29 protein-coding genes and 2 pseudogenes are annotated in these 23102 nt (G+C 42.0%); 22 read left to right on the top strand and 9 right to left on the bottom strand.

All coding sequences use genetic code 11. The features are described 5' to 3' along the window. Positions 1-25: 25 nt before the first annotated feature. From APA_RS05315 to APA_RS05305, 3 genes are all read left to right on the top strand, one after another. Positions 26-898, top strand: coding sequence for a restriction endonuclease (locus tag APA_RS05315; RefSeq protein WP_201321277.1), 873 nt, complete (start codon positions 26-28; stop codon positions 896-898). A gap of 369 nt (positions 899-1267) precedes the next feature. Next, positions 1268-1483 (top strand): hypothetical protein, encoded by a 216-nt coding sequence (locus tag APA_RS05310; protein WP_201321276.1) that lies wholly within the window; start codon positions 1268-1270, stop codon positions 1481-1483. Then, positions 1476-1883, top strand: coding sequence for a putative toxin-antitoxin system toxin component, PIN family (locus APA_RS05305; RefSeq protein WP_201321275.1), 408 nt, complete (start codon positions 1476-1478; stop codon positions 1881-1883). The genes APA_RS05310 and APA_RS05305 overlap by 8 nt, the downstream gene beginning before the upstream one ends. A 130-nt stretch (positions 1884-2013) precedes the next feature. On the opposite strand, the gene APA_RS05300 is transcribed toward APA_RS05305, so the two are convergent. The 3 genes from APA_RS05300 to APA_RS05290 all read right to left on the bottom strand — a co-directional run bounded on the left by APA_RS05300 (position 2014) and on the right by APA_RS05290 (position 5922). Further along, positions 2014-2289: a DUF2442 domain-containing protein gene (locus APA_RS05300; protein WP_201321274.1), complete on the bottom strand. Its 276-nt coding sequence runs from the start codon at positions 2287-2289 to the stop codon at positions 2014-2016. Further along, positions 2234-2482 carry a DUF4160 domain-containing protein gene (locus APA_RS05295; RefSeq protein ID WP_201321273.1) on the bottom strand — a complete coding sequence of 83 codons (249 nt, stop codon included), beginning with the start codon at positions 2480-2482 and terminating at the stop codon, positions 2234-2236. Before APA_RS05295 ends, APA_RS05300 begins: the two co-directional genes overlap by 56 nt. A gap of 185 nt (positions 2483-2667) precedes the next feature. Then, complete coding sequence (locus tag APA_RS05290; protein ID WP_201321272.1) at positions 2668-5922, bottom strand: CHAT domain-containing protein; 3255 nt, start codon at positions 5920-5922, stop codon at positions 2668-2670. Between the two features lie 267 nt (positions 5923-6189). Here APA_RS05290 and APA_RS05285 point away from each other — a divergent pair, with 267 nt between their 5' ends. The 9 genes from APA_RS05285 to APA_RS05245 all read left to right on the top strand — a co-directional run bounded on the left by APA_RS05285 (position 6190) and on the right by APA_RS05245 (position 12466). Next, complete coding sequence (locus tag APA_RS05285) at positions 6190-6930, top strand: DUF4337 domain-containing protein (protein WP_201321271.1); 741 nt, start codon at positions 6190-6192, stop codon at positions 6928-6930. A 60-nt stretch (positions 6931-6990) separates the two neighbouring features. After that, positions 6991-7194, top strand: coding sequence for a DUF751 family protein (locus tag APA_RS05280; protein ID WP_201321270.1), 204 nt, complete (start codon positions 6991-6993; stop codon positions 7192-7194). A gap of 58 nt (positions 7195-7252) precedes the next feature. Then, positions 7253-7564: a DUF6464 family protein gene (locus tag APA_RS05275; protein WP_201321269.1), complete on the top strand. Its 312-nt coding sequence runs from the start codon at positions 7253-7255 to the stop codon at positions 7562-7564. Between the two features lie 174 nt (positions 7565-7738). Then, positions 7739-8143, top strand: a complete 405-nt coding sequence (gene rbfA / locus APA_RS05270; protein ID WP_201321268.1) for a 30S ribosome-binding factor RbfA — start codon at positions 7739-7741, stop codon at positions 8141-8143. Further along, positions 8136-8771: a MotA/TolQ/ExbB proton channel family protein gene (locus tag APA_RS05265; protein WP_201321267.1), complete on the top strand. Its 636-nt coding sequence runs from the start codon at positions 8136-8138 to the stop codon at positions 8769-8771. The genes rbfA and APA_RS05265 overlap by 8 nt, the downstream gene beginning before the upstream one ends. 54 nt (positions 8772-8825) lie before the next feature. Continuing rightward, a complete protein-coding gene (locus APA_RS05260) occupies positions 8826-9086 on the top strand; it encodes a hypothetical protein (RefSeq protein ID WP_201321266.1) in 261 nt (86 codons plus the stop codon). 189 nt (positions 9087-9275) lie between these two features. Next, on the top strand, positions 9276-9653 hold the full coding sequence (locus APA_RS05255; protein ID WP_201321265.1) for a hypothetical protein: 378 nt from the start codon (positions 9276-9278) through the stop codon (positions 9651-9653). A gap of 25 nt (positions 9654-9678) precedes the next feature. Continuing rightward, positions 9679-11850 carry an SUMF1/EgtB/PvdO family nonheme iron enzyme gene (locus APA_RS05250; RefSeq protein ID WP_201321264.1) on the top strand — a complete coding sequence of 724 codons (2172 nt, stop codon included), beginning with the start codon at positions 9679-9681 and terminating at the stop codon, positions 11848-11850. Positions 11851-12238: 388 nt separating this feature from the next. After that, complete coding sequence (locus APA_RS05245) at positions 12239-12466, top strand: toxin-antitoxin system, antitoxin component, Xre family protein (protein WP_201321263.1); 228 nt, start codon at positions 12239-12241, stop codon at positions 12464-12466. A gap of 27 nt (positions 12467-12493) precedes the next feature. Here APA_RS05245 and APA_RS05240 read toward each other — a convergent pair whose 3' ends face one another. The 3 genes and pseudogenes from APA_RS05240 to APA_RS05230 form a co-directional block, all read right to left on the bottom strand. Beyond that, positions 12494-12880, bottom strand: coding sequence for a type II toxin-antitoxin system VapC family toxin (locus APA_RS05240; RefSeq protein WP_201321262.1), 387 nt, complete (start codon positions 12878-12880; stop codon positions 12494-12496). Next, positions 12880-13101 (bottom strand): DUF2281 domain-containing protein, encoded by a 222-nt coding sequence (locus tag APA_RS05235; RefSeq protein WP_201321261.1) that lies wholly within the window; start codon positions 13099-13101, stop codon positions 12880-12882. The genes APA_RS05240 and APA_RS05235 overlap by 1 nt, the downstream gene beginning before the upstream one ends. 167 nt (positions 13102-13268) lie before the next feature. Beyond that, positions 13269-13484, bottom strand: a pseudogene (locus tag APA_RS05230) (DUF433 domain-containing protein); the annotation flags it as partial. Positions 13485-13667: 183 nt separating this feature from the next. Here APA_RS05230 and APA_RS05225 point away from each other — a divergent pair. The 9 genes from APA_RS05225 (at position 13668) to APA_RS05185 (ending at position 20199) form a co-directional block, all read left to right on the top strand. Beyond that, positions 13668-14243: an Npun_F5749 family FMN-dependent PPOX-type flavoprotein gene (locus APA_RS05225; protein WP_201321260.1), complete on the top strand. Its 576-nt coding sequence runs from the start codon at positions 13668-13670 to the stop codon at positions 14241-14243. A 111-nt stretch (positions 14244-14354) separates the two neighbouring features. Continuing rightward, the gene (locus APA_RS05220; RefSeq protein WP_201321259.1) at positions 14355-14921 is read left to right on the top strand and encodes a sigma-70 family RNA polymerase sigma factor; all 567 of its coding nucleotides are present in this window, start codon (positions 14355-14357) and stop codon (positions 14919-14921) included. Positions 14922-14923: 2 nt separating this feature from the next. Then, positions 14924-15739 (top strand): anti-sigma factor domain-containing protein, encoded by an 816-nt coding sequence (locus APA_RS05215; RefSeq protein WP_201321258.1) that lies wholly within the window; start codon positions 14924-14926, stop codon positions 15737-15739. 170 nt (positions 15740-15909) lie between these two features. After that, entirely contained in the window at positions 15910-16320 is a 411-nt protein-coding gene (locus APA_RS05210) for a hypothetical protein (RefSeq protein WP_201321257.1), read from the top strand. A 102-nt stretch (positions 16321-16422) separates the two neighbouring features. Further along, positions 16423-16929 carry a DM13 domain-containing protein gene (locus APA_RS05205; RefSeq protein WP_201321256.1) on the top strand — a complete coding sequence of 169 codons (507 nt, stop codon included), beginning with the start codon at positions 16423-16425 and terminating at the stop codon, positions 16927-16929. Between the two features lie 315 nt (positions 16930-17244). Then, entirely contained in the window at positions 17245-17892 is a 648-nt protein-coding gene (locus APA_RS05200) for a thioredoxin family protein (RefSeq protein ID WP_201321255.1), read from the top strand. A gap of 11 nt (positions 17893-17903) precedes the next feature. Continuing rightward, entirely contained in the window at positions 17904-18611 is a 708-nt protein-coding gene (locus APA_RS05195) for a cytochrome c biogenesis CcdA family protein (RefSeq protein WP_201321254.1), read from the top strand. Positions 18612-18714: 103 nt separating this feature from the next. After that, complete coding sequence (locus APA_RS05190) at positions 18715-19299, top strand: cytochrome b/b6 domain-containing protein (protein WP_201321253.1); 585 nt, start codon at positions 18715-18717, stop codon at positions 19297-19299. 138 nt (positions 19300-19437) lie between these two features. Next, on the top strand, positions 19438-20199 hold the full coding sequence (locus APA_RS05185) for a molybdopterin-dependent oxidoreductase (protein WP_201321252.1): 762 nt from the start codon (positions 19438-19440) through the stop codon (positions 20197-20199). Between the two features lie 91 nt (positions 20200-20290). Here the strand turns inward: APA_RS05185 and APA_RS05180 are convergent, their stop codons facing one another. The 3 genes from APA_RS05180 to purT all read right to left on the bottom strand — a co-directional run bounded on the left by APA_RS05180 (position 20291) and on the right by purT (position 22374). Further along, positions 20291-20641, bottom strand: a complete 351-nt coding sequence (locus APA_RS05180; protein WP_201321251.1) for a DUF805 domain-containing protein — start codon at positions 20639-20641, stop codon at positions 20291-20293. Positions 20642-20885: 244 nt separating this feature from the next. Then, entirely contained in the window at positions 20886-21008 is a 123-nt protein-coding gene (locus APA_RS25070) for an ATP-binding protein (RefSeq protein ID WP_374101345.1), read from the bottom strand. Positions 21009-21210: 202 nt separating this feature from the next. After that, on the bottom strand, positions 21211-22374 hold the full coding sequence (purT, locus tag APA_RS05175; RefSeq protein ID WP_201321250.1) for a formate-dependent phosphoribosylglycinamide formyltransferase: 1164 nt from the start codon (positions 22372-22374) through the stop codon (positions 21211-21213). A 205-nt stretch (positions 22375-22579) separates the two neighbouring features. Between purT and APA_RS05170 the strand changes: the two are divergent. Continuing rightward, positions 22580-23102 (top strand): annotated as a pseudogene (locus APA_RS05170) (IS4 family transposase); the annotation flags it as partial.

The following is a 23102-nucleotide window of genomic DNA, read 5'->3' as shown; positions in this document are numbered from 1 at the left end:
CAAGATAAAATCGTTTTTATTTTTCATGAGTCAGCCACAAATAGTCCCCACATACGATGCTCTACTTCTTCCTATTCTTCAAGGGCTAAAAAATTTGGGTGGCTCTGGAACAATTGAAGAAATTAACGATGAAGTGTTCCGCATATTAAACTTGTCCGATGAAGTCCTCAATGTTTTCCATGGCAATACATCCAAAAGTGAGATTGAATATCGTTCAGGCTGGACTAGAACTTATTTGAAGAAATATGGACTAATTGAAAATTCTGCTCGTGGAGTATGGGCATTAACCTCAACCGCAATTAATTTAGACGATATTGATCCTAAAGAAATTGTCAGAGTTGTTAAAGGTCAATCAGCCAACGGTAATACGAAAGACGATTTTGCTAATATCGATAATGCGAATGAGTTAGTAGCATCTGTCGAACATTTAGAAGAAATAGCATGGCATCAAAAACTTCATAATGTTTTGCTTTCGCTTAGTCCAGATGCATTTGAGCGACTCACCCAAAGATTGCTACGAGAGTCAGGATTCATTCAGGTACAGGTAACAGGAAAATCAGGAGATGGTGGAATTGATGGTGTTGGAATTGCGCGTATTAATGGATTTTTGAGCTTTCATGTTTTATTCCAATGCAAAAGATATCAAGGATCGGTTACAGCGAGTCAGATTCGAGATTTTCGTGGCGCGATGCAAGGAAGAACAGATAAAGGTTTGTTTGTAACAACAGGGACTTTTACCAGAGATGCAATAAAGGAAGCAACGCGAGATGGTGCGCCACCGATTGACCTAATTGATGGAGAACAATTAGTACATCGTTTAAAGGAGTTAAAGCTTGGCGTTCATATTAAAATGATCGAGTCTGTCGAAGTTGATCTGGATTGGTTTACTAATATTTAGAAAGAATCAAAGCGATCGCGTTAATTAAGAAGTATTTGAATATGAGCTAGAAAATGGCGATCGCATTAGAGCTACCAAAGATCATAAGTTCATGACTACTGACGGCGAAATGCTTGCGATCAATGAGATTTTTGAGCGTGGGTTAGATATTGCAGGGTAAGCGCATTTAAATCTTGAAAGGCTTATGGAACAAGCATTTCAAGATTCTTACTATTATTCTAATAAAGTGCTAAAACCTTTTCCATGTAAGCCTTCCACAAATAAGATGCGCTTAACCAGTTAGATATTGCCGTTGCTATACCCGTATAAATAGCTATTGGTTGCCCTGATATAATTTACAAACACTATCATCTCACTGCAAGACAGATCATGAAAACGATCGCTATTCAAATAGATGAAGATATTGCCCAAGCATTTCAATCTTCACAACCAGCACAACAACAACAGATTCAAGTATGGCTCAATCAATGGATGAGACAAGCCCTGAAAATCAGTAAACTGCAAAATACGATGGATAGACTTAGTGATGAAGCTGTAGCTAATGGATTAACTACAGAGATTTTACAGGCAATTATCAATGAGTAAAAGCAGAATAGTCCTTGACTCTAATGTAATTTTAAGCGCTGCTCTCTTTAAGCAATCAACTCCAAGAAAAGCCCTTGACAAAGCCGCTATTAGTGGACAAATTCTCATATCTAATGAAATTATTGGAGAACTTCAAGATATCTTTAATCGCCCTAAATTCGATAAATATTCATCAAGGATCGTGCGCAATGAATTTCTTAATGATTTTTTAGCAGTCGTAGAAAATGTGGAAATCGTTCAAAAAATTGCAATTTGCCGCGATCTCAAAGATGATAAGTTTCTAGAACTTGCCGTTAACGGAAGAGCTGATTGTATTATTACTGGCGATCGAGATCTGCTTGTATTACATCCATTTCAAGATATTGCAATTATTTCTGTATCAGATTATCTGAGCTTGTAGTGAATATGAGATAGAAAATGGCGAACGCATTAAAGCTACGAAGGATCATAAGTTCATGACTACTGACGGCGAGATGCTTGCGATCGATGAGATTTTTGAGCGTGGGTTAGATTTGGCTGTTGCAAACTAATTACCCGATTTGACTAAAGAGTGGAAAGCGTTCTGGATTGTGAATTGATTCGACAGATAGATCGACATCTAAATCTGGCCAGTAAAGATGGTTTGGGGATGGAAGTTCTACATTAAATATTTTGGAGATATTTGCATCTCGAAACCAAGGGAATTCGCAAAATGGTAGAAAAAGCTCTTCTTCATTTTGCAAAAGTAGCCAAAGACCATGCGGGGATATGTTAGTGACTTCCACTTGGGAAATGTCTATTCCAAGAGATGCGGATTTCTTGTTCATTATCTTTTACAAGTTTAAGTGCTGCATTGATTTCACGTTGAGAGATCCCTGTATGTTGAGAAAGTTCAATCGTTGGTTCTAGCCAAAATTTAGCTTCACCATGTTGAGATTGAACATGGACGTGCATCCTCGATTCTTCTCTGGAGAAAAAATAAAAACGGTAGCCATCCTTACGAAAAACAGTTGGACTCATTGCCTCAAGATTTGGGATCTCATTGTTTATTAATACCGATCTTAACTTATAGGGGACTAGTGATTGTCTCTTATCACAAAATAGCGATCGCATCAAAGCTACCAAAGATCACAAGTTCATGACTACTGACGGTGAAATGCTTGCGATTGATGAGATTTTTGAACGTGGCTTAGAAATTTTCAAGATTACAGACCATTGCTGATTAAGATGAATGCTGACCAATAGTAGGGATGCGAGAAATTCTTAGAGCGAATTGTCGCGATTTGCGCTTGACGTAAAGACTCAGCCCTAGATCGATCGCCTGTCTTAATATCATTATAAAATGCTTGCATTAATGCTTGCGTACCCTCATCACTGACTTGCCAGAGAGAGGCGATCGCGGCCTTTGCGCCAGCCCTTTGCACCTGATAACCAAAACCCAAAATCTCGATACCATTGCCTAACTTCCCAACTCCAGTTTGGCAAGCACTGAGAACGATCAAGTCAACATTGGACATTGGTAAATCCCTCATTTCGCTGAGCAAAATCTTATCGCCATTACCAAAAATTAGGAATGAATTTTCGGGCTTACCAGAGTTAAACTCGGCATGGGTCGCCAAATGGACAATGTTTTTGTTTTGCATTTGGATTTCAGTAGCTTTGCGACTGAAATCATTTGCCACTAATTTTGTTGTATTAGGCAAAGCCTCAGAAATAGATTGAACTTCGGTAACTGTGGCAGGAAGCCCAACCTGTCCAAATTTGGTGGTATTTTGAGCACCGCCAAATGCTCCCGCAAAGATACGAAGCGGCTGTTGCGTTTTTTGTGTGAAGTCGCTAAGACTATAGGCAATCAAATTATTAGTGCGATACTTCTCAACTAGCCATTGTTTGCCATCATAGAGCGCGGCAATTGGGACATAGCGTAGTAGTCCATCAGGGGCATAGAGAATAGTATTCGTATTCGCAAGATCGGCTTCAAGGGGCTTGATCAGCGCATTATAGAGCTTAATTGCAGGTTCGAGCACATCCAGCGAGTCAATGTCGCGTAGCCCTGCTTTGAAATCTATAACTAGTTGAGTGATATCTGCTTCTTTAATCGCCACAGATCGATGAATTGGCGGCTTATTGGGTATAAATAGAATCAGTTCTAAGCGATCGCTTAAAAGTAATGGATAGAGCAAGGCATGACCTTGAGGCAGATTTTGCAAATAATCGGGAACGCGATTGAGTTCTGTGGGTGGGATTTGACGCAGTTGTTGGGCGATCTTTTGATTGCCATCAACTACTTGTTTAACGGAATTTATTGGCTGAGCCGTAATTACTTGAACTTGTGAACTTTCTTCGGGGAAAAGATATATGCCTTGGGCAGTTCGCTCATTCCCCTTGACGTTTTGTAAATAGTCTTGGAGTTCTTGAACTTTCAGTAAATCCAAAACTTGTAATGCTTCCATTACTCGTCCTTTTTCCAATAAAAGCGCAGCTAAGACGCGATAGTTAGCGGCAACAGTCTGTTGATAGGACTTTTGCTGCTCCAATGAAAGTACCCGCAGTTCTTTACGGATTGATTCGGTCAAATTAACTGATTGTTTGTAAAAGGCGATCGCTAGGTCTGGATATTGACGTTTGATCAACAAGCCCAAATTCCCGACTAACTTGCTCTCTCGGTTGCGATCGCCAACTTCACGGGCATAGGGAATTGAGTCATGAAAAGCCTGAAAAGCCTTTTCAGATTGATCTGACAAGGTATAGGCTAAACCAAGACTATAAAGAGCAGAACCAAGACCAGCCCGATCGCCGATGGAGCGATATATATCTAGTGCTTGTTGATGGGAGGCGATCGCTTGAGACGCTTGATTAAGCTCCGAATATATAGAGCCTACCTGTGAAAGCATTGAAGCTTCATAAGCGCGATTGCCTGATTGTTTAAAAAATTCCAGCAAACTCAATGCTGATTTTAATTGAGCTTGAGGATCTTTCGAGGATGGATTGGTATTAAAAAGGGCAATTATAGCTTGCTCCATCTTTTGAATTTGGGGCAAGCTTGTTAATGATTTGGGTAATTTCTTTAAAATTTCTAACACCTTTTCTGGCTGCCCCAATTGTCCATACACTAATCCTGTAAACATTGAAGCTACTCCTTCACCAGTGACATCGCCTAAAGATTTATAGATCGAGCTAGCTTCTTGAAGTGTATTAAGGGCTTTTGGATATTGACTGAGTGAGGTGTAGAGGCTACCTTGACCAAAGAGAATGCTCGCGAGAGTATTGCGATCGCTAGGTTTAGCATCAGCAGTATTCGTTAGGGCTTGATAAATAGTCTTTGCCTTTTCGTAAAGAACTAAGGCTTCGCGAGTCTGTCCCTGAGCAAGACGGACTTCGGCAATATTTTTTAAGTTGCGTCCTTCACCAGCGCGATCGCCTAGTTCTTGATAGACTTTTTCAGCTTGAAGATAGAATTCGATGGCTCTAGGGAATTCAGTGAGATTGCGATAGGATTCAGCAACAGCGTTTAGTTGCTCAGCTTCACGAGGGCGATCGCCTGACTTGCGCACCAATTCTAAAGCTTTGAGATTTAGATGCAAGACCTTGGTATATTCCAACGATATGTTAAAAATATTTGCTTCCAAATTCAACGCACTTGCTTCTCCCAAAAGATTACCAATCTGCTGATACGCGATCGCGCTTTGCCTAGTCAGCGCCAAAGATTTATCCTTTTGACCGAGTAACCCATAGGCTGAAGCTAAATAGAAGAGGTTTTGGGCTTCGGCAGCGCGATTTCCCGCCGCGCGGTTAAGTTCTAGAGCAGGTTCAAAATACTGGAGCGCTTTCGAGAAATCAAATTTCTTAACGAAAATAATCCCGATCGTGGCAAGAGTTTTACCCTCACGATAGCTATCTTTCACTTCTTTGCGAATTGCTAATGACTCTTCCAGTAATGGCAAAGCTTTAGCATATTGTTCCAGACCGATATATGCCTTGCCCAATTGATATCGAGTTTCACTTTCTGCTTTCAGATACAGTATTCTATCCGCAGATGTTGGACTTGTCTGTTGTGACTGTTGAATCGCAAGAGCTTGCTGCAAATTTTCTAGAGCTTGGGCTTCCTGCCATAGACCAATCTGTGCCGAGCCAATCCCCGTTAAGGCGATCGACTCACCAAGGCGATCGCCTTGGCTTCGATAATTAGTTAAAGCCTGTTGATAAAGCTTCAAAGATTCTTGAAAATTACCCCGATCAAAAAATTTTTCGGCTCTTTGCAAAAGCAAATTTGTCGATGTTGAAGTTGATTCGGAAGATATATTTACAGGGCTATCAATAGGTTCAATAGATATTTTGTCAGTGGTGATATCTTTCAAAGTATAAGAATAGGAAGGCTTGATGCTAACTTCTAATAAAGCTAGTATCATCGCTAAAACAAGTGATAGCGATAGGCGATCGCTGATGAGTTTTTTCTGCATAGATTTTTCCTGCAACTTAAATTTCTGCTTTATAAGTTCTCTAAAACTAGATTGACTATCGCTTTGTCTTATAATTTAACTGCCTAAATTAAGATACTCCCTTCCCACCGTAAGAACAGGCGTTATTAAGTGAATAATTAGCGGTGCGCGGCTTCGCCGCGCACCGCTAATTATTCACTGGCTAGGGAATATATGCTGTAATGCACTGCATATCTTAACTGTCCTAAATTTAGCAAATATTTTTATAGAAAGACACAGCCAAAAGTTATGGAAATATCTGATATCTCTGAGATTATTGAGGACAACAACGAGGATGAACATAAAGAATTAGGAGATCAAGACGGCTCTCAAAAGCCAAACGATCCTCAAAAAGAGCAAAAAACAAAAAACAAGAATCAGCTCAATAATTACGTGGCGGTCACAGTAGTTTTGTTTGTCACCTTTATGGGGTTGTGTCAAGTCAAAAGTGGCAATGTCGTGCAAGCTATGCAAAAAGCTCAAGCCGATCGCATTGATACATGGGCATTTTATCAAGCTCGAAATGTTCGCGCTGAAATTGCCAAATCGACTGTTGCTCAATTAAAGTTACAAGCTCTAGGGACACAGCAGCCCAAAGCTCTTGCTGAGTACGGCAAAGAAATTGCTAAGTATGATGCGATCGCTGCTAAACAAGATAACGAAAAGGAAAAATTGCAGCAACAAGCTTTGGATGCTGAAAAACTATACGAGCAGTTGAATGTCCATGATGACCAGTTTGACTTGTCAGAAGCCGCTTTTGCTCTTGCGATCGCGTTGCTAGCGATGACATCTCTCACCCAAAAAGGCTGGCTCTATGGTGCAGCGATGGTTCCCGCTGCCTTCGGTTTGTTTATGGGGCTAGCTGGTCTTTTAAACTGGGATTATCATCCTGAGGCGTTGACAAAATATTTGTCAGATAATACTACTCACAATACCGATCGCAAAATCTCAACCTTGCCTTATCCACAGCTAAAAAGCACAAATCTATAGGCACAAAAGGTACTGAGCGACTTTTATACTTTTATACAAATGTATTAAACTAATTAAACAATGAAAAACTTTATCCAAAACCTGCTCCGCTATCCCAAATTTTTAGCCCTAATCACTGGTGGTGTTCTGTCTGTAGTGATTGCGCCGATTATTCCCTTATTCAAAAAGCCGCTAACTGCGATCGCGATGATTTCGGCGATCGTTAGTGGATTTATTGGTGTATCCCTAGTATTAAGAGCTATGCTAGGACTAGACATCGCCTAGTAAAGCTTCACACAGATTTGATTCGATCTTCAACTTCGCCACATGTTGAACTATCACCATGTTAAGCATTATGTTAGATATCATCATCATTTTGTTAGTGGGTATAGCGCCACCAATCCTATCTCTTTGGGTACTTCACCGTACCCAAGCCCACTATCGCCAAATAATGCAAATTAGTTCGGCGGCGATCGCTACTCCCAGCCCCTTAAAGCTCAAAGCATTACCACCCGCCGATATGACCTGCATTGATGGGTATGGTTATGTGATTGGCAGTGTGAGCTGCAAATATAATGCGCGATCGCCTTACATTCGCTGTACGGTCAATCCTAGTGGTCCCTGTCAGGATTGTCGGCATTACGACAGCATATGATAAAAGTTCATCCAAGATGGACTTTTATCAACAAAGTAGCTCGGCATAATTAAAAAACCAAAGCCAAGATCTGCACCGCCCGCTATGCGGGCGGTGCAGATCTTGGGGTTTATATTTGATTGTGACTAGCTACTAGTTTCAAAAATTAAAGTTTACTGTGATAAGTACAAATCTATGGCTACTACAAGACGAGTTGCTCGTGTTGCTGAATTAATTAAGCGAGAAGTCAGTAACATGTTGCTGAAAGATATTAAAGACGATCGTGTGGGTATGGGCATGGTCAGTGTCACCGATGCCGAGCTATCAGGCGATCTCCAGCATGTGAAAATCTTTGTCAGTATTTACGGTACTGAAGAAGCAAGAGCACAAACTATGGAGGCGCTAGCTTCAGCTACAGGCTTTATCAAGCGTGAAGTTGGGCAGCGATTATCATTGCGCCGCGTTCCTGAAGTTATCTTCCATGAAGATCGATCCTTTGAGCGCGGTGTCAAAGTGCTGTCACTAATTAATCAACTTAGCCGAGAACGTGAAGAAAGGGAGTCAACCGCAGAAGAAAAGGAGTCCAATCCAAGTGATTGAGTTGATCAAGGCGGGTGGGCCAGTCATGTACCCACTCATCGCACTATCAGTATTGGCGTTGGCTGGGATCATGGAGCGGCTGATTTTTTGGTTTGCCATCATCAAGCAAGAACGAAAAACTGCTGAAAATATTTTGGCGATCGCGCGTCAAGATTTAAAGCTCGCATCGGTGGCGGCGGAGCAATCCTTAAAGATTCCTGTGGCGAGGTTTCTCTATGCTCCTTTAGCCTTGGAAGATCCCGATCCTGAACTATTTCGGCTCGCGCTTGAAAGTACTGCCGACGAAGAATTAGCGGGAATGCTGAAGGGCGAAAAGTTGCTCGAAGCTGCGATTACGCTTGCGCCTTTGTTAGGACTTTTAGGAACTGTGACTGGGCTAATCGGCTCCTTTGGTTCCCTCAAAATTGGAGATGTTGCAGCAAATACAAAGTCTGGATCGCTAACCCAAGGGATTGCAGAGGCGCTAATTACAACTGCAACAGGTTTAATTATTGCAATTGTTACATCTGCATTTCACCGTTTGTTTTTGGCACTGCAAGATGAGCAAGCCAAGCTATTTATGAAATTTGGCAATCAGTTAGAGCTTATCTATCGCCAGAATTGCCAACACAATCAATCTGGTTCATAGCAAAAAGGTTCGCGAAGCGAACCTTTTTGCTATAAGTTTCAAATAATTAAGATAATGACTGTAAATCGCGAAAATATTTTTCAATTTATTAATTTCTGCCGATCGCATATTCAAGGTGGAGAACGTGGTGATGCTCAGCCATTTTTAGGAGGATTTTTTAAAGCATTTGCATATGAGGGGGCGTTACAGGCGGGGGCAAAGTTTGAATTACCAATTCCCAAATCGAGTTTGCGGGGAAATACAGGATTTGCCGATCGCGATGACATTAGTTCTGCTGAGATTTTAAATATTTTGTCTTCTATTTACAGTGGGTGAGTTGCTTAGCTGGCTAGCAAAATAAGAACCTAAATCCTTTTTTGCTTTTGTGTAAATTCGCTAGCGATCGCGTGATTAGGCTTTTGCTTTTTAGCTATATGCAAAAAATTTTCAGTACGAAAAATCCAAGGTTCTAGCTGATATAATTTGGGATAATTGGTGAAAAAATAAATAACTCCCCACATCAGTATGGCTTCAGATTCCAGTATTAAATTTACGATCGCTTTTAACGATCCTGACCTTGACTCAGAAGAACTAGATGAACAGGCGCAACGCCTTGTATCTGAGTTGAAGCAAATAGATGAAGTTGATGAGGTGAATCGAGTCCTTGACCCAAATCCGCCAGAGGGTAATAAATCAATGGGTGGTTTTTTGGTGGGTTTGCTGACGGCTGAGGCGAGTGTGGCTAATGCGAAAAAACTTTTGGGGTTTCTAGGCGATCGCCTTGGTGGTAAGCCGATTGAGTTTACTGTGGAGGGTAATGGTAAGAAGTTGTCGGTGAAGGCAAATAGTCGTGAAGAATTAGAATTTGCGATTAAGTCGGCACAAGACTTTTTGGCAGCATAGATAACTCTCGTTTAGGTAGAAAGTCATGGCTAAGGTTGCATTGTTGATTGGGGTTAGTGAGTACGAGGTGGGGTTAAATCCTCTGCCTGCGGCGGTGAAGGATGTTGTGGCTTTGGAGCGCATCCTCAAGGACTCAGAGATGGGTGACTTTGATGAGGTGAAAATTTTAACTAATCCTGAGCCTCAAGAAATGCAATATGAGGTTGAGACTTTATTCTCAGGGCGTAGCAAGGATGATTTTGTGCTGCTGTTCTTTTCGGGGCATGGGATTAAGGATGATAATAACAATTTATATTTTGCGACTCGGATTACCAAAAAATCGGCAAAGGGCGATCTGATTCGGTCTACGGCTGTTCCTGCAAGATTTTTGCATGATGTAATGAATAACAGTCGTGCGAAGCGACAAGCGATTATTTTGGACTGTTGTTTTAGTGGTGCTTTCGATCCGTCTTTGCAATCTAAGGATGATGGGTCGGTCGATCTGCAAGGACAGTTAGGGGCTGAAGGTCGGGTGGTGTTGACTTCTTCTAGCTCTACGCAATATTCCTTTGAACAGCAGGGTTCGGATCTATCTCTTTATACTCGTTATTTGATTGAGGGTATCGAGACGGGGGCGGGCGATCTCGATGAGGATGGCAAGATCTCGGTGCGGGAGCTGCATGATTATGCAACAAGTAAGGTTCAGGAAACTGCACCTAGTATGACTCCGAAGTTAATTACGCTCAAGGATATGGGGTTTGATTTGGTGTTAGCGAAGGCGAAAGTCACCGATCCTAAGTTGAGATATCGAAAAACTGCTACACGGTATGCCAGTACAGGCATAATTCGACCCTCAGCACGGGCGGTTTTGAATACATTAAGGCAACAGCTAGGGCTGACAATTGAAGACGCGGCTGAAATTGAATCTGAGGTATTGCGTCCTTATCAGGCACGACTCGCAAATCTGCAACAGTACCGAGAAACGTTGATTGCAGAAGCAGAGCATGAATATCCTCTGAGTGAGTTTGCCTGTGAAGACTTGAATACGCTTCAGCAAATGCTTGGTTTAAGAGATGAGGATGTTTTACCAATTCAGCAAGAGGTTAAAGCACAGTTTACTCAGCAGTCAGCGCTTAAAGATGAGGATCTTAGTTGTGTTGAACAGCCCTCTGCGCTTCAGCCAGTAAAACCGAGAGATAGTGAGAATGTTGCCCGAGTTGAACAACCACTCAGTATATCCAAGGAAGCTGCTTATCAGGACGAGTTAGATAAACTCCAAGCAGCAGGAAGCAAGTCAAACTCTAGGTCTCAGAATATTGCTGATGTCAAATTTCAGCATTTTGAATTTGATGTCATTACTGTTGATAAAAAAGGGAAGGAAAATAGCCGTACCAGGAAGACGGCAGAGTTTTTTGCTGAAGATTTGGGTAACGGGGTATTGCTAGAGATGGTTAAGATTCCAGAAGGAACTTTTTTGATGGGCATGCCAGAAGGAGAAAAGCAGGTAGGGTTTGCTTTTGCCAATAACATCAACGGTATTCGCGTTGCAACGCCTCAGCATTCTGTTATGGTGCCTTCCCTCTGTATCAGCAAATATCCCATCACACAATCGCAATGGCGAGCTGTTGCTGCTCTGCCTCAAGTTGAAGATGGTTTTGAGCGAGACCCTTCACACTGGAAGGGTGACAACCGACCTGTTGAACTAGTATCTTCGAGCGAGGCTATAGAATTTTGTCAGCGTCTCTCGCTCTTTACTCGGCATCAATATCGCTTACTTAATGAAGCTGAATGGGAATATGCCTGTCGCGCAGGAATAGCTACTCCGTTCTATTTTGGAGAGACAATAACACCAAGTCTAGCCAACTGTAGCGGAGCAACTGGAGTTATTGGGAGTGTCAACTCTTTGATTAAGGCGGTAAAAGGCGAGGGGGTGGGAGAAACGACTCCTGTGGGAAGTTACTTGCCGAATTCTTTTGGTTTGTACGATATGCATGGCAATGTTTTTGAGTGGTGTGCTGATTACTCTCACGACAATTATGCAGGCGCACCGACCGATGGCACTGCTTGGATGACAGATGGAGATAATGAAAAACGGGTGGTTCGGGGAGGTTCGTTCCTGATGATTCCGGGGGCTTGTCGCAGTGCTCACCGCATGGCTATTCCTCTCAAAACACGCGCATATGACTTAGGTTTTCGAGTTGCCTGCTCAATTTTATAATGAAATTAGGCAATAAGAATTAGTTGGAAATGATGAGTCCCCAGAATTGCTATACCAAAAAGGTAACCTTGTTCAAAAATGAACCTAATAGATTGGATAACACGTTACATGAAAAGCAGAAAGTTATACCAAACCCTAACTTGAAACTGCAAATCAGTCCCCACCTATTTCTCTTAGTAAGGAAAAGTGCTGAGACGGAGAGGTAATCATGAGTAACTACTTTAGGCAACGTGTAAAAACAACTTAAGTATTTTGAGATAGAACTACCCATTTCAATGGAAATTCTGAAATTAGACTAGATATGGCAGATAAGCTATATCTAAAATAAATCTAATATAAGAGTTGCTTAAGTTATTTTTACAATCTGCCTTAGTATAGGCACATAACTATGCAAGCAAACACAATTCAATCCGATGTTAAATCCGAACAAAGATTACTAGAAAAAATCCGCAAGCTTCCATTCGATAAAATTGTTGAATTAGAAAACTTTATCGACTTTCTCTATCAACGCCCAAACTCTTCACAAGCCCTTGTAACCACATCCACTAAACTCTCAGAATCTTGTTTTACCAAAATATGGGACAACCCCGAAGATGCCGCCTATGACAACCTATAGCTTTGGTGATGTGCTTTTAGTCCCATATCACCACAAACGTTTAACACCATAAGCATCAAACTTCTCATCAATACTAAGAATTTGTAAATCCTCATCCATAGACTGAGCAATTAATATGCGATCAAACGGATCTCGATGATGATTAGGAAGATTGCTAAGCGCATAAATATGAGACAAAGACAATGGAAGTAATTCAATTCGATTGCGATTTATTTCATCATCCACTAATTCCGATAAAGCCGTCCTAAATTGCAGCTTTCCTAAAGACAACTTAATCTGCATTTCCCAAATACTGACCATACTCAAAATAGCCTCAGTACTAGGATTTAGTAACAAATCATGAACTCGTGACGAAAGTTTTTTCACATCACTAGTCCACCAGATGAAAACATGAGTATCAATCAAGACTCTCATCAATCATCATCTCCTAACCAAAACTCATCTGGTAAAGGCTCATTAAAATCATCGCTCATCCAGATTTGCCCCTCATGCAACCCAGCCACACGCTGAAACCCTAACTGTTGAGATAGTTGAACTGATTTATTTTTAGCCGCTCGAATAAAGCTGAGTACCTCCGCTAATAAAGGCTCTGGCATTGAATTTAATTCATTTACAATCGTTTCTACAGTGATCATTTCTTATACTCTTGCTAATTAATTTGGTAATTGCTTACTTGCAAAAATTGACCGCCATATTTCACCCAATCTGTCATATCAACCACTTTATCCTCGTCATAGCCAGACGGAGATCCAAAATCAGCATCAATTTCTGCTTGCTCATCATCACTCACATAGGGCAGAAGAAAATCAGTACGCCGCGCCGCAAAAACTAGACAAGCTTGAATATCAGCTAGCTCTAAATCAGGAAAATCTTCTAGGATTTCAGTAATACTTACATTTTTCGACAGCATTTCTAAAATATCAGTCACCCGAATTCGCATCCCTCGAATACAAGGACGACCACCACATTGTCCAGCAGTTTGCGTAATACGAGTTAGCAGACTATTTTTTAAGTTCATAAGATTTTTCTTTGAGCTTACCTAGTTTAATCTTAACGTCAGTAGGAACTGTTTAATTTTGTATTGGATAGATAATTTGAAATAGCAGAGCGATCGCTAACCAAATGATTTAAGTAATCGCCTAATATAAAATTTATTAGCCGCAAGCAACCCTTTATCAACATTAGTCCTCCGAATGGTTTTATGTGGCGATCGCATCTAGCTCGAAGTTTACATCAACATCGCAATCAACCCGAAGCAAGGTTTTTACAACTTGCCACGATTGATTTGGAGCAACGTCCACGCAATCGCACAGTCGTATTTCGCGGCTTTCTCGAAAATAGCGATCGCTTTCCTGATTGCCTAAAAATCGTTACAGACTCGCGCAGTCAGAAGATTGAGCAAATTAAGGCTAATCCTTGGGCGGAGGTAAATTGGTATTTCACGAAAACGCGATCGCAATTTCGGATTTTTGGCAACCTAATATTGGTTGATAATGCATGTTCAGATTTAGAATTACAAACAGCGCGATCGGCTGCATGGCAAGCGCTCTCGGAACCAGCTAGAATGCAGTTTGCATGGGCGCATCCAAGGGAGCCGAGAGTTGATTTTCTAGAGATAGCGCTACCCGATCCTATTCAGCCTCTTGATACTTTTTGTTTGCTTTTGCTAAATCCCACCGAATGCGATCGCCTCGAATTACGCGGAACGCCCCAAAACCGCTGGATATATCTACGCGATGAGCAAGGAAATTGGACAGAGCAAGAAGTCAACCCATAACCCCAAGATAAAAGACGGTGCGAAGCGCCGCCTTTCATCTTTGAGGTTGATAACTCATCCATTCTGGCTTAGGATGCGTATGTATAGTAACGAAGCTTATTCACTTTCCCTATGAAACTCTCCGAGCAAACCGATGTAGAAATACTGCAAGCTTGGCGATCGGGAAGCAGTCAAGCTTTTGGCATCTTTTACGATCGCTATGGTGAGTTGGTTTACCGCTTATCATTAAGGATCTTAGGTAGCCCCCAAGAGGCGGAAGACCTCACCCAAGAGATCTTCATTTTGCTTAGTCGCAATAGTACTTACGACAGTAAGCGCGGTTCGATCTCCACTTTTTTGACAGTCTTGACCCGATCGCGAGCGATTGACCGCATTCGTAAAACGCGATCGCAACAACAGCATCTCCAAAAATGGGAACAGGGTATTGCTTCAGAACTTGACATCAGAACCTCATCACTCATGGAAAATGCGTCACTTGCCGAACGTTCAGAAAAAGTGAAATTAGCCTTGGCAAAGTTGCCTGCCAATCATCGCCAAGTATTAGAAATGGCATATTTTGATGGACTCAGCCAATCTGAAATTGCTAAAATGCTAGGTGCTCCATTGGGGACGGTCAAGTCTTGGGCGCGAAATGGATTGATTCGATTGAGAGAAAGTTTGCAGGATACGTTGGAGTGATTATGACGACACCACAAAATAAATATCCCCATGAATGGGAAGAACTATTAGCAGGATATGTATTAGGAGATCTCGATCCTGAAGAAGTTATCGAGATGCATAAAATTATCCTAGAGCATCCAGACATAGTCACAAAAATCGATCTCTTTCAAGAAACGTTAGCAATGCTGCCTCTGGGCTTGAGCGAAACCTATCCAGCCAAAAATCTTCGCGATCGCATTGCTGCACAGGCTATCCCAATCACCGTAGAAAATCTATTAACAGATCCATTAGATCCATCGATAGACTCATTAAATGATCTCTTAGTACCAATTAATCGATCGCCTCGACGCAGAAATCTCTGGAAATTAGCCACGATTGGTTTAAGTAGCATAGGTGCGATCGCATTAATTGCTCTCGGTTTTGACAATTATCAAATGCGCCAACAGATCGCTACTAATCAAATTGAGTTGCAAAAACATCGCGAAACCATTGCAATGCTGCAAGGTTCTGACAATCGCATGATCTCACTTAAAGGGATGGGCGCAATTCCTACGGCTACTGGAAGTGTGATGATTGCGCCTACTGAAAAAACCGCCATGATCAGCATTCAGAATCTGATGCCAATTCCTCAAGACAATAGTTATCGGCTTTGGGCGATCGTTGATGGCAAAAAGGTCGATTGCGCTCAATTCCGTCCTGATGAGCAGGGCAAAGTTTTTGTGAAAGTGCCACTAGGTAATGCCCTTAAACAAACTACGACCTTAATTATCACGATTGAGCCAAACAAAGATATGCCTGAACCCACAGGTGAAATGGTCATGAAAGGCGAAGTGTAATTATAAGGAACCAATTTGTTTGTGGCGCGGCGAAGCCGCGCCACAAACAAATTGGTTCCTTATTTTATTTGAAGTTAGTTCATCCAATTTGCTAGCTCATTCGTATATCCAATAAGTAACCCTCGAAAGGATTACTCCACCTCAACTTTTTGGAATGAGAGCTTACAACGATGAACTATAGATTTCTTGGACTTATTGCTGGTTTGGCTTTGACTGCTGGAATTGTTTCATGTTCTGCTACCCCCACCACACCTGAAGCAACTCCTGCGACTCAATCCACTCCATCTGCCAAGCCTGCTGACGCGATGAAAGGCGATGCAATGAAAGATAAAACTGGCGACGCGATGAAGAATGATGCGATGAAAGGTGATGCCATGAAGGATGGTAAGCCTGCTGATGCAATGAAAGATAAAACTGGCGACGCAATGAAGAATGAGGCAAAGCCTGCTGATGCGATGAAGAATGATGCCATGAAAGGCGATGCGATGAAAGATGGTAAGCCTGCTGACGCAATGAAGAATGACGCGATGAAAGGTGATGCCATGAAAGATGGTAAACCTGCTGATGCACCCAAACAATAGCCTATAGCGTTTTGCAAATGAGTACCTACTCATTTGCAAAACAAATGCAGAACACGCTCATGAATTGTCTCTAGGATAAATTATCAACACATCTATAAATTTATGATTGCAAAAAATTTAAGTTTGGCTACTGCGGCAGTAGTTTTAATATTGGGATGTGCTTCTATCCCAACAAACAGCCAAAAAACTTCTCAAGCAGAAGCGATTTCTACACCAGCTGCTTCTGCTCCTCTAGAAACTAATACAAAAGCCAATACCAAATCGAGATCTGGAAGTTTTATAAGTGCTGAGCATACCACTAACGGCAAGGCTAGCATTGTTCAAGAAAATGGAACTTATTTCATTGAACTTAATGAAGGGTTTAAGACATCAGAAAATGGCCCAGATCTTTTTGTGGTTTTACATCGATCGCCAAATATTCTGAATATATCTAAACCACCTGACTTTGCGATCGCTGAGGGGGATTATGCATTAATTGCTCCTCTCAAAAGTTTTAATGGTAAGCAGCGCTACGAGATTCCCAAGAATGTTCAACCAGATAGTTACAAGTCTGTAGCAATTTGGTGTCGTAAGTTTAACGCTACTTTTGGCTTTGCTCCTTTGTCATGAGTCTAAAAAACATTCAAGAACTCATCTTGTTCTTAAGGCTACCCTATACACTCAAGTCAATTTGTCTTCGTTGTGATTTATCTAAGCCCCCTAAATCCCCCAATTCTGGGGGACTTTGAAAGACTGTTATTTTCTTGTTCCCCCAGAATTGGGGCTAGGGGGCTTAGATAAATGTTGACTTAACTGGTGGGTTGATGACTTGTGTGTAGACGGTAGGTTCTTAAGGAGAATCTAATCAATTCCTCAATGAATTTTAATGTTGGGGCTGTATATAAAGTTTAGCAATCATCAATAATTTAATTGGGAGACCATATTGTGAATGTAAGATTGCTGCGCCGCCGTCGTTTTTTAACTTATTTGGGCTTAGGAGCTGTAGGAATTGGGAGTGCCGCATGTGCTGCTCAAATCGGCTCGACAAATCCACCTACAGCGATCGCTTCTAAAACATCTGTAGAATCAAATCCTACCGCTGCTACTACCAAACCAAATAATTCAGAAGTTAAAGCTGTGGATGAAAAATCTAAAGCAAGTAGTCAAAAATTGCCAGAGTTCCAAGGCATTTCTCAATGGTTAAATTCTAATCCTTTGACTATTCAGGAACTAAAGGGAAATGTCGTCTTGATTCAGTTCTGGACTTTTAGCTGCATCAACTGCCAGCGCACATTACCCTATGTTACAAAATGGCACGATCGCTATGCTTCCAAAGGATTAAAGATTATTGGCGTGCATACCCCAGAGTTTGCCTTTGAGCGCGATGCGAATAATATCAAAGATGCCATGCAAAAACACGGTATCCTTTATCCAGTTCCCATTGACAACGAGTTTAAAACTTGGAAAGCCTATGGAAATGAATATTGGCCGCATCTGTATTTAGCCGATCGCCAAGGTAATCTCGTCTATGACCACATTGGCGAAGGCGCGTATGATCGCACAGAGCAAACCATCAAGCAATTACTAGGCTAGGATTTAAGCGCATGTCGCTCTCACTTTCGCCATTATCAATCGGTTTAGCAATATTAGGTGGTTTATTAACTGCTTTCTCACCATGTATTTTGCCGATTTTGCCGATCGTCGTTGGTAGGTCGTTGCAAACTCATCGCTATGGACCATTGGCTCTAGTAGCTGGATTGATTAGCGGATTTGCGATCGCGGGCAGCTTGTTAGGAATTGCGAGTAACTGGCTCACAGATTTAAGCAATATTATTCGGAATTTTGCGATCTTCTTTTTGCTAGCGTTGGGCTTACTATCGATTTTCCCGAAATTGGGCTATCTCTTAATCAGCAAAGTATCTAGCAAATTCCCTGCATTTAAAGTCAAAGAGCCGACCAAGGTTAACTTAGGAGGAGAATTTTGGTTGGGCGCACAATTAGGCTTGTTATGGACACCTTGTGCTGGCCCCGTACTAGGCAGCATTTTAATTCTCGCCGCCGCTGACCATGAGATCTTCACCGCTTTTATTTTGCTGCTTGTCTATGGATTAGGAACAGGATTGCCGATATTATTGCTTGCCTATGCGAGTCGGTACTTTAGTAAATCATTCTTGAAATTGCGATCGCGTAGCCAACTTTTGCAAAAAATAGGTGGCGTGATGATCTCTCTTACGGCGATCGCGATTCTTTTAGGCTGGGATGTAAAGATACAGCTTTGGTTAGCGCCATATTTCCCGACCTTACCTTTATAAAGTCCTATCAGTAAAATAAATTTCTTGTGGCGGGGCGAAGCCGCGCCACAAGAAATTTGGTTCTTTATTAAATCGCAGAACCCTAACAAATCAGTAACAAATCATGAGTAAGAAACCTTCCCCTACGCCCAAACAAGCGATCGTTGCTAAGTCATTCCATTCCTTTAATTTGATCGCGCTGATTTTGATGACAGCTAGCGGACTGCAAATTTATAATGCCAATCCAGTCTTTGGTGGACGTGCGGGTTGGCGATTTCCCAAAGAATTACTTTTAGGCGGGTGGCTAGGTGCAGGAAGAAATTGGCATTTCGCCTCAATGTGGCTATTTTCGATGAGCCTACTGATTTATGGCATCTACATTTTTATTACCCGCCGTTGGAAGCATCGATTTGCTTCTGACAAAGATATTCAAGCGATTCAAGCTGCAAATCCTAAGCGCAAAACCTATGCTTGGCATCGCATTGCTTATACAGCGATCGTGCCAATTTTGCTGTTAGCAATTCTCTCTGGTTTATGCATGTACAAGCCCGTGCAATTTGCATGGATTTCAGGCTTATTCGGCAGTTGGCAAAATCTCCGTGTCGCTCATTTCCTGACGATTCCGATTGTGCTGATTTTTGCGATCGTTCATATTTTTCTATCCTTTAGAGTGGGCGGTTTGAAGATGATTCGGTCTATGTTCATTTAGAAAAGCCCTCATCCCCCAGCCCCTTCTCCCGCAGGAGAAGGGGAGCAAGAGTTTATTTCTTATTCCCCTCTCCTGCGGGAGAGGGGCTAGGGGTGAGGGGAATTCTCTGCTTTATTTATTCATAAAGGTTATAAAAAAATGCAATTTGATAAACATCTGCACCGTCGGGTTTCACGTCGTCAGCTAATGCAATATGCTGGCTTGTCGAGTATGGGCTTATTTTTGGGAAGCTGCTCTAGTGACTCCAGTAAAGTCAGTCCGATTTTTAAGCCGCTCAACCAGCAATCAGGAAATGTGAGAGCTTTATTTGAGCCGCTCAACCAAAGCATTGAAGAGTTGATTTTTCAGGCAAAAACGCCTAGCCCAGAATATCCAATTAGTGCGATCGAGCCTAATGCATTATTGATTAACTCTTTTGATACCACACCTGTCATCAATCCCAATTCATTTAAATTAATAGTTGACGGTGCTGTGGAACGTCCCATGCAATTGAGCATGAAAGATATTCAAACATTGCCATTATTCTCAATGGTGATTCGACATGTATGTGTAGAAGGTTGGGCTGCGATCGTGCAGTGGGGAGGCGTGCGTCTATACGATCTTGCGAAGTTAGTTCAACCAAAGGCAGGAGCGCGTTATGTCTATTTTGAGTCCGCCGATAATTATTATGAGAGTTGGGATATAGCTTCGGCTTTACATCCCCAGACTTTACTTGCCTATCAAAAAAATGGTCAAGATCTCCCAATTGAGAATGGCGCACCTTTACGTTTGGCTTCTCCAATTAAGCTCGGCTACAAGCTATCAAAATGGGTGATTCGCGTTACCTTCACCAATGAACTTGTCCCACAACGTAGAGGCTATTGGGAAGATGAGGGCTACGAATGGTTTGCAGGCTTGTAACTTCATTGTTTGCAGCACTTCGCGCTTCAGTCTGAACCGAAATAACCAAAAGATAATAGCGGCGCTTCGCGCCGCTATTATCTTTTGGTTTTTATGAATCGTACTGATTCCGTTCAGGCTGACTTTCAGCCGCTAAGAATACGATCAAAACAATAGCGCCTACAAAAGGAATGAATGCTATTAATAGCCACCAACCACTTCGACCCGTATCGTGGAGTCTTCTAATACCTGCTGCAACGCCAGGCACTAAAATAGCTAGAGAATAAAGACCACCAAGTAAACCAATTCCTGATCCTGGAAGAGTTAAACGTAGTACTCCATCAATAATCCCTAGCACAAGAGCAAACAGAAAATTGAATAAAACAAAGTACCAGTACTCATTTCGCTTTGACCTTCCATCAAAATCTTTATACTTTTTTAAAGCCAGTAAATACCATTCCATGGGTTATCTCCTTGTAAATCCTTATAAATATTTGTAATTCCACAGGTTCTCGACTATAACAGTTTTCTGTTAATTAAACGTCTGCGTTTCAGCTTAAGAAAACTATCCCAAAATATTAGTAGATATAGATTAAAAATCCATGAAATCAAATAATCTGTTAAATGTCAACTAACTTGTCTGGTGGCGACAATTAACTTGGCTGGTTGAGAGAAGAAAAAATAATTGACGCAACAGCAAATGACACTTAGTTGAGACAACGAACAGTAGCCACCTGTTTGCGAAAACTATCAGCCTGAATCTCAATAATCAGAGCATGGTGCAAGAGGCGATCAACCAAAGCAACAGTCATAACCGAATCAGTAAAAATTCTCTAAAATCTGAAATGGCACTTTATTTATTCGCTTGTCCCTTAGCGATCGCACTCTATCGTAGGCATTATTCACCAATAGATCTAATTGTCTATTTTATTCTCGATTAATTTGCTCAAATAGAGATTTAATTTGTTCATCATCACTCCGATCGATGGGAACTGTAATTAGTTTAACTTTACTATTTGTCCCCTATGTCAATTAGATGATTTTGACTTTGGAGGCAGCTTCTGTTGCTTTTTTACGGGATTCTATGGCATCTTTTCCTTTAGCCAAAGCGATACCCATGCGTCGGTAGGGACGAGAATCTGGTTTACCAAATAAACGGATTTCCGTGTTAGGAATCGCAAGGGCTTCTTCTACACCTGTAAAAGAAATATTGTCACTGGTTTCGCTGGCAAGAATGACAGCACTGGCCGAAGGACTGAGCAATTCAATCGTGGGAATCGGCAAGCCTAAAATCGCGCGTAAATGGAGTTCAAATTCGTTAAGATTTTGGGAAATGAGGGTAACCATTCCTGTGTCGTGGGGACGGGGGGATAGTTCAGAGAAAATTACTTCGTCTTTAGTGATGAAAAATTCCACGCCGAAAAGCCCTGCGCCGCCGAGTTTATCGGTGACTTGGCGCGCAATGTCCTGTGCATCTTTGACTTGGGCAGAGGTCAAGCCGACGGGTTGCCATGACTCTTGGTAGTCACCCCGTTCCTGACGATGTCCGATCGCCTCACAAAATAGCGTCTCTCCCTGCCATTGGCGGATGGTCAACAGGGTAATTTCGACTTCAAAATTGATGAATTCTTCGATGATGATTTTAGCGGTGTCGCCCCGCCCTCCAGCGATCGCATAATCCCACGCTTTTTCTAGGTCGTCGGTGGAATTGACGACAGATTGACCCTTACCAGAGGAGGACATGACGGGTTTAATCACATTCGGGAACCCAATTTCAGCGGCAACGGTTTTCAATTCATCAAAGCTGGTGGCGTAGGCATATTTGGCAGTACGTAAGCCCAATTCATTACTTGCTAAATCTCGAATGCGATCGCGGTTCATCGTGAAGTTGGTAGCGGCGGCGGTGGGAATGACTGTGTAACCTTGCGCCTCCATTTCGAGCAGTTTCTCGGTACGGATTGCTTCCACTTCTGGCACGATCAAATCAGGTTGATACTTTTTCACAATGGCTTCGAGGGCATCACCATCTAACATCGAAATAACTTCTCGATAATCGGCAACTTGCATCGCAGGTGCATTGTCATAGCGATCGACCGCAATCACGGTATTACCGAGTCTTTGGGCGGCAATTGCAACCTCCTTACCTAGTTCGCCAGAGCCAAGAAGCATGATTTTTTTTGGTAATGCGATCGCCATTGAATTTACCTTATTATTGAACAAAACAGTCGTATCATAACGTTTTTAGCTTTGCAAACTCATTTCTCAAAACTCCTCGTAGGTAAACGCCCTTAGTGGTGCAGAAAAGTCTTGAAAGAGTTGACACACATAGATTCTCATAATGAGACAGGAGATAGGGAAAGGGCAAAACATGAGATACTCAAGTTCCTCAACAAAAGTTCTCATGCAAATACCCCACCTCTATCTTCAACTACAACAACAAATGCGTCAATGGATTAAGCCAAAAGACAAACGACATCTGCAAGGATTTGCTGAGGCAGTAGCCGCAATATTACAATCAGGAAGTGCAAGTCTTAGTCATTGGTTGCCCTATTTGAGCCATCGGGACTGCAAAGCAAGGAGCCAAATGGAAAGACTAAACTACTTTGTGCATAATCCGCACATCATCCCTGAAACATTCTATAACCCATTGCTGAAGCACTTTCTGCAAGCATTTGCAGGAGCATCGTTAGAACTGGTTCTAGATACGAGTATGCTGTGGGATAAATTTTGTTTAATAGAAGTATGCTTGATTTGGGGAGGAAGGTCGATTGGCTTGGCGCAAGTAGTGCTGGAACATCGCAGTGCCACAGTTGGCTTTGAGGATTATCGTCCAGTATTAGAACAAGTACTCACCCTATTGCCACCGCAAAGCACGGTGACCTTACTTGCCGACCGAGGTTTTGAACATGGGGAATTAATCCGTT

Source organism: Pseudanabaena sp. lw0831 (genome assembly GCF_016584665.1).
Lineage (GTDB): Bacteria > Cyanobacteriota > Cyanobacteriia > Pseudanabaenales > Pseudanabaenaceae > Pseudanabaena.
This window is presented reverse-complemented; position numbering and strand designations above follow the sequence as displayed.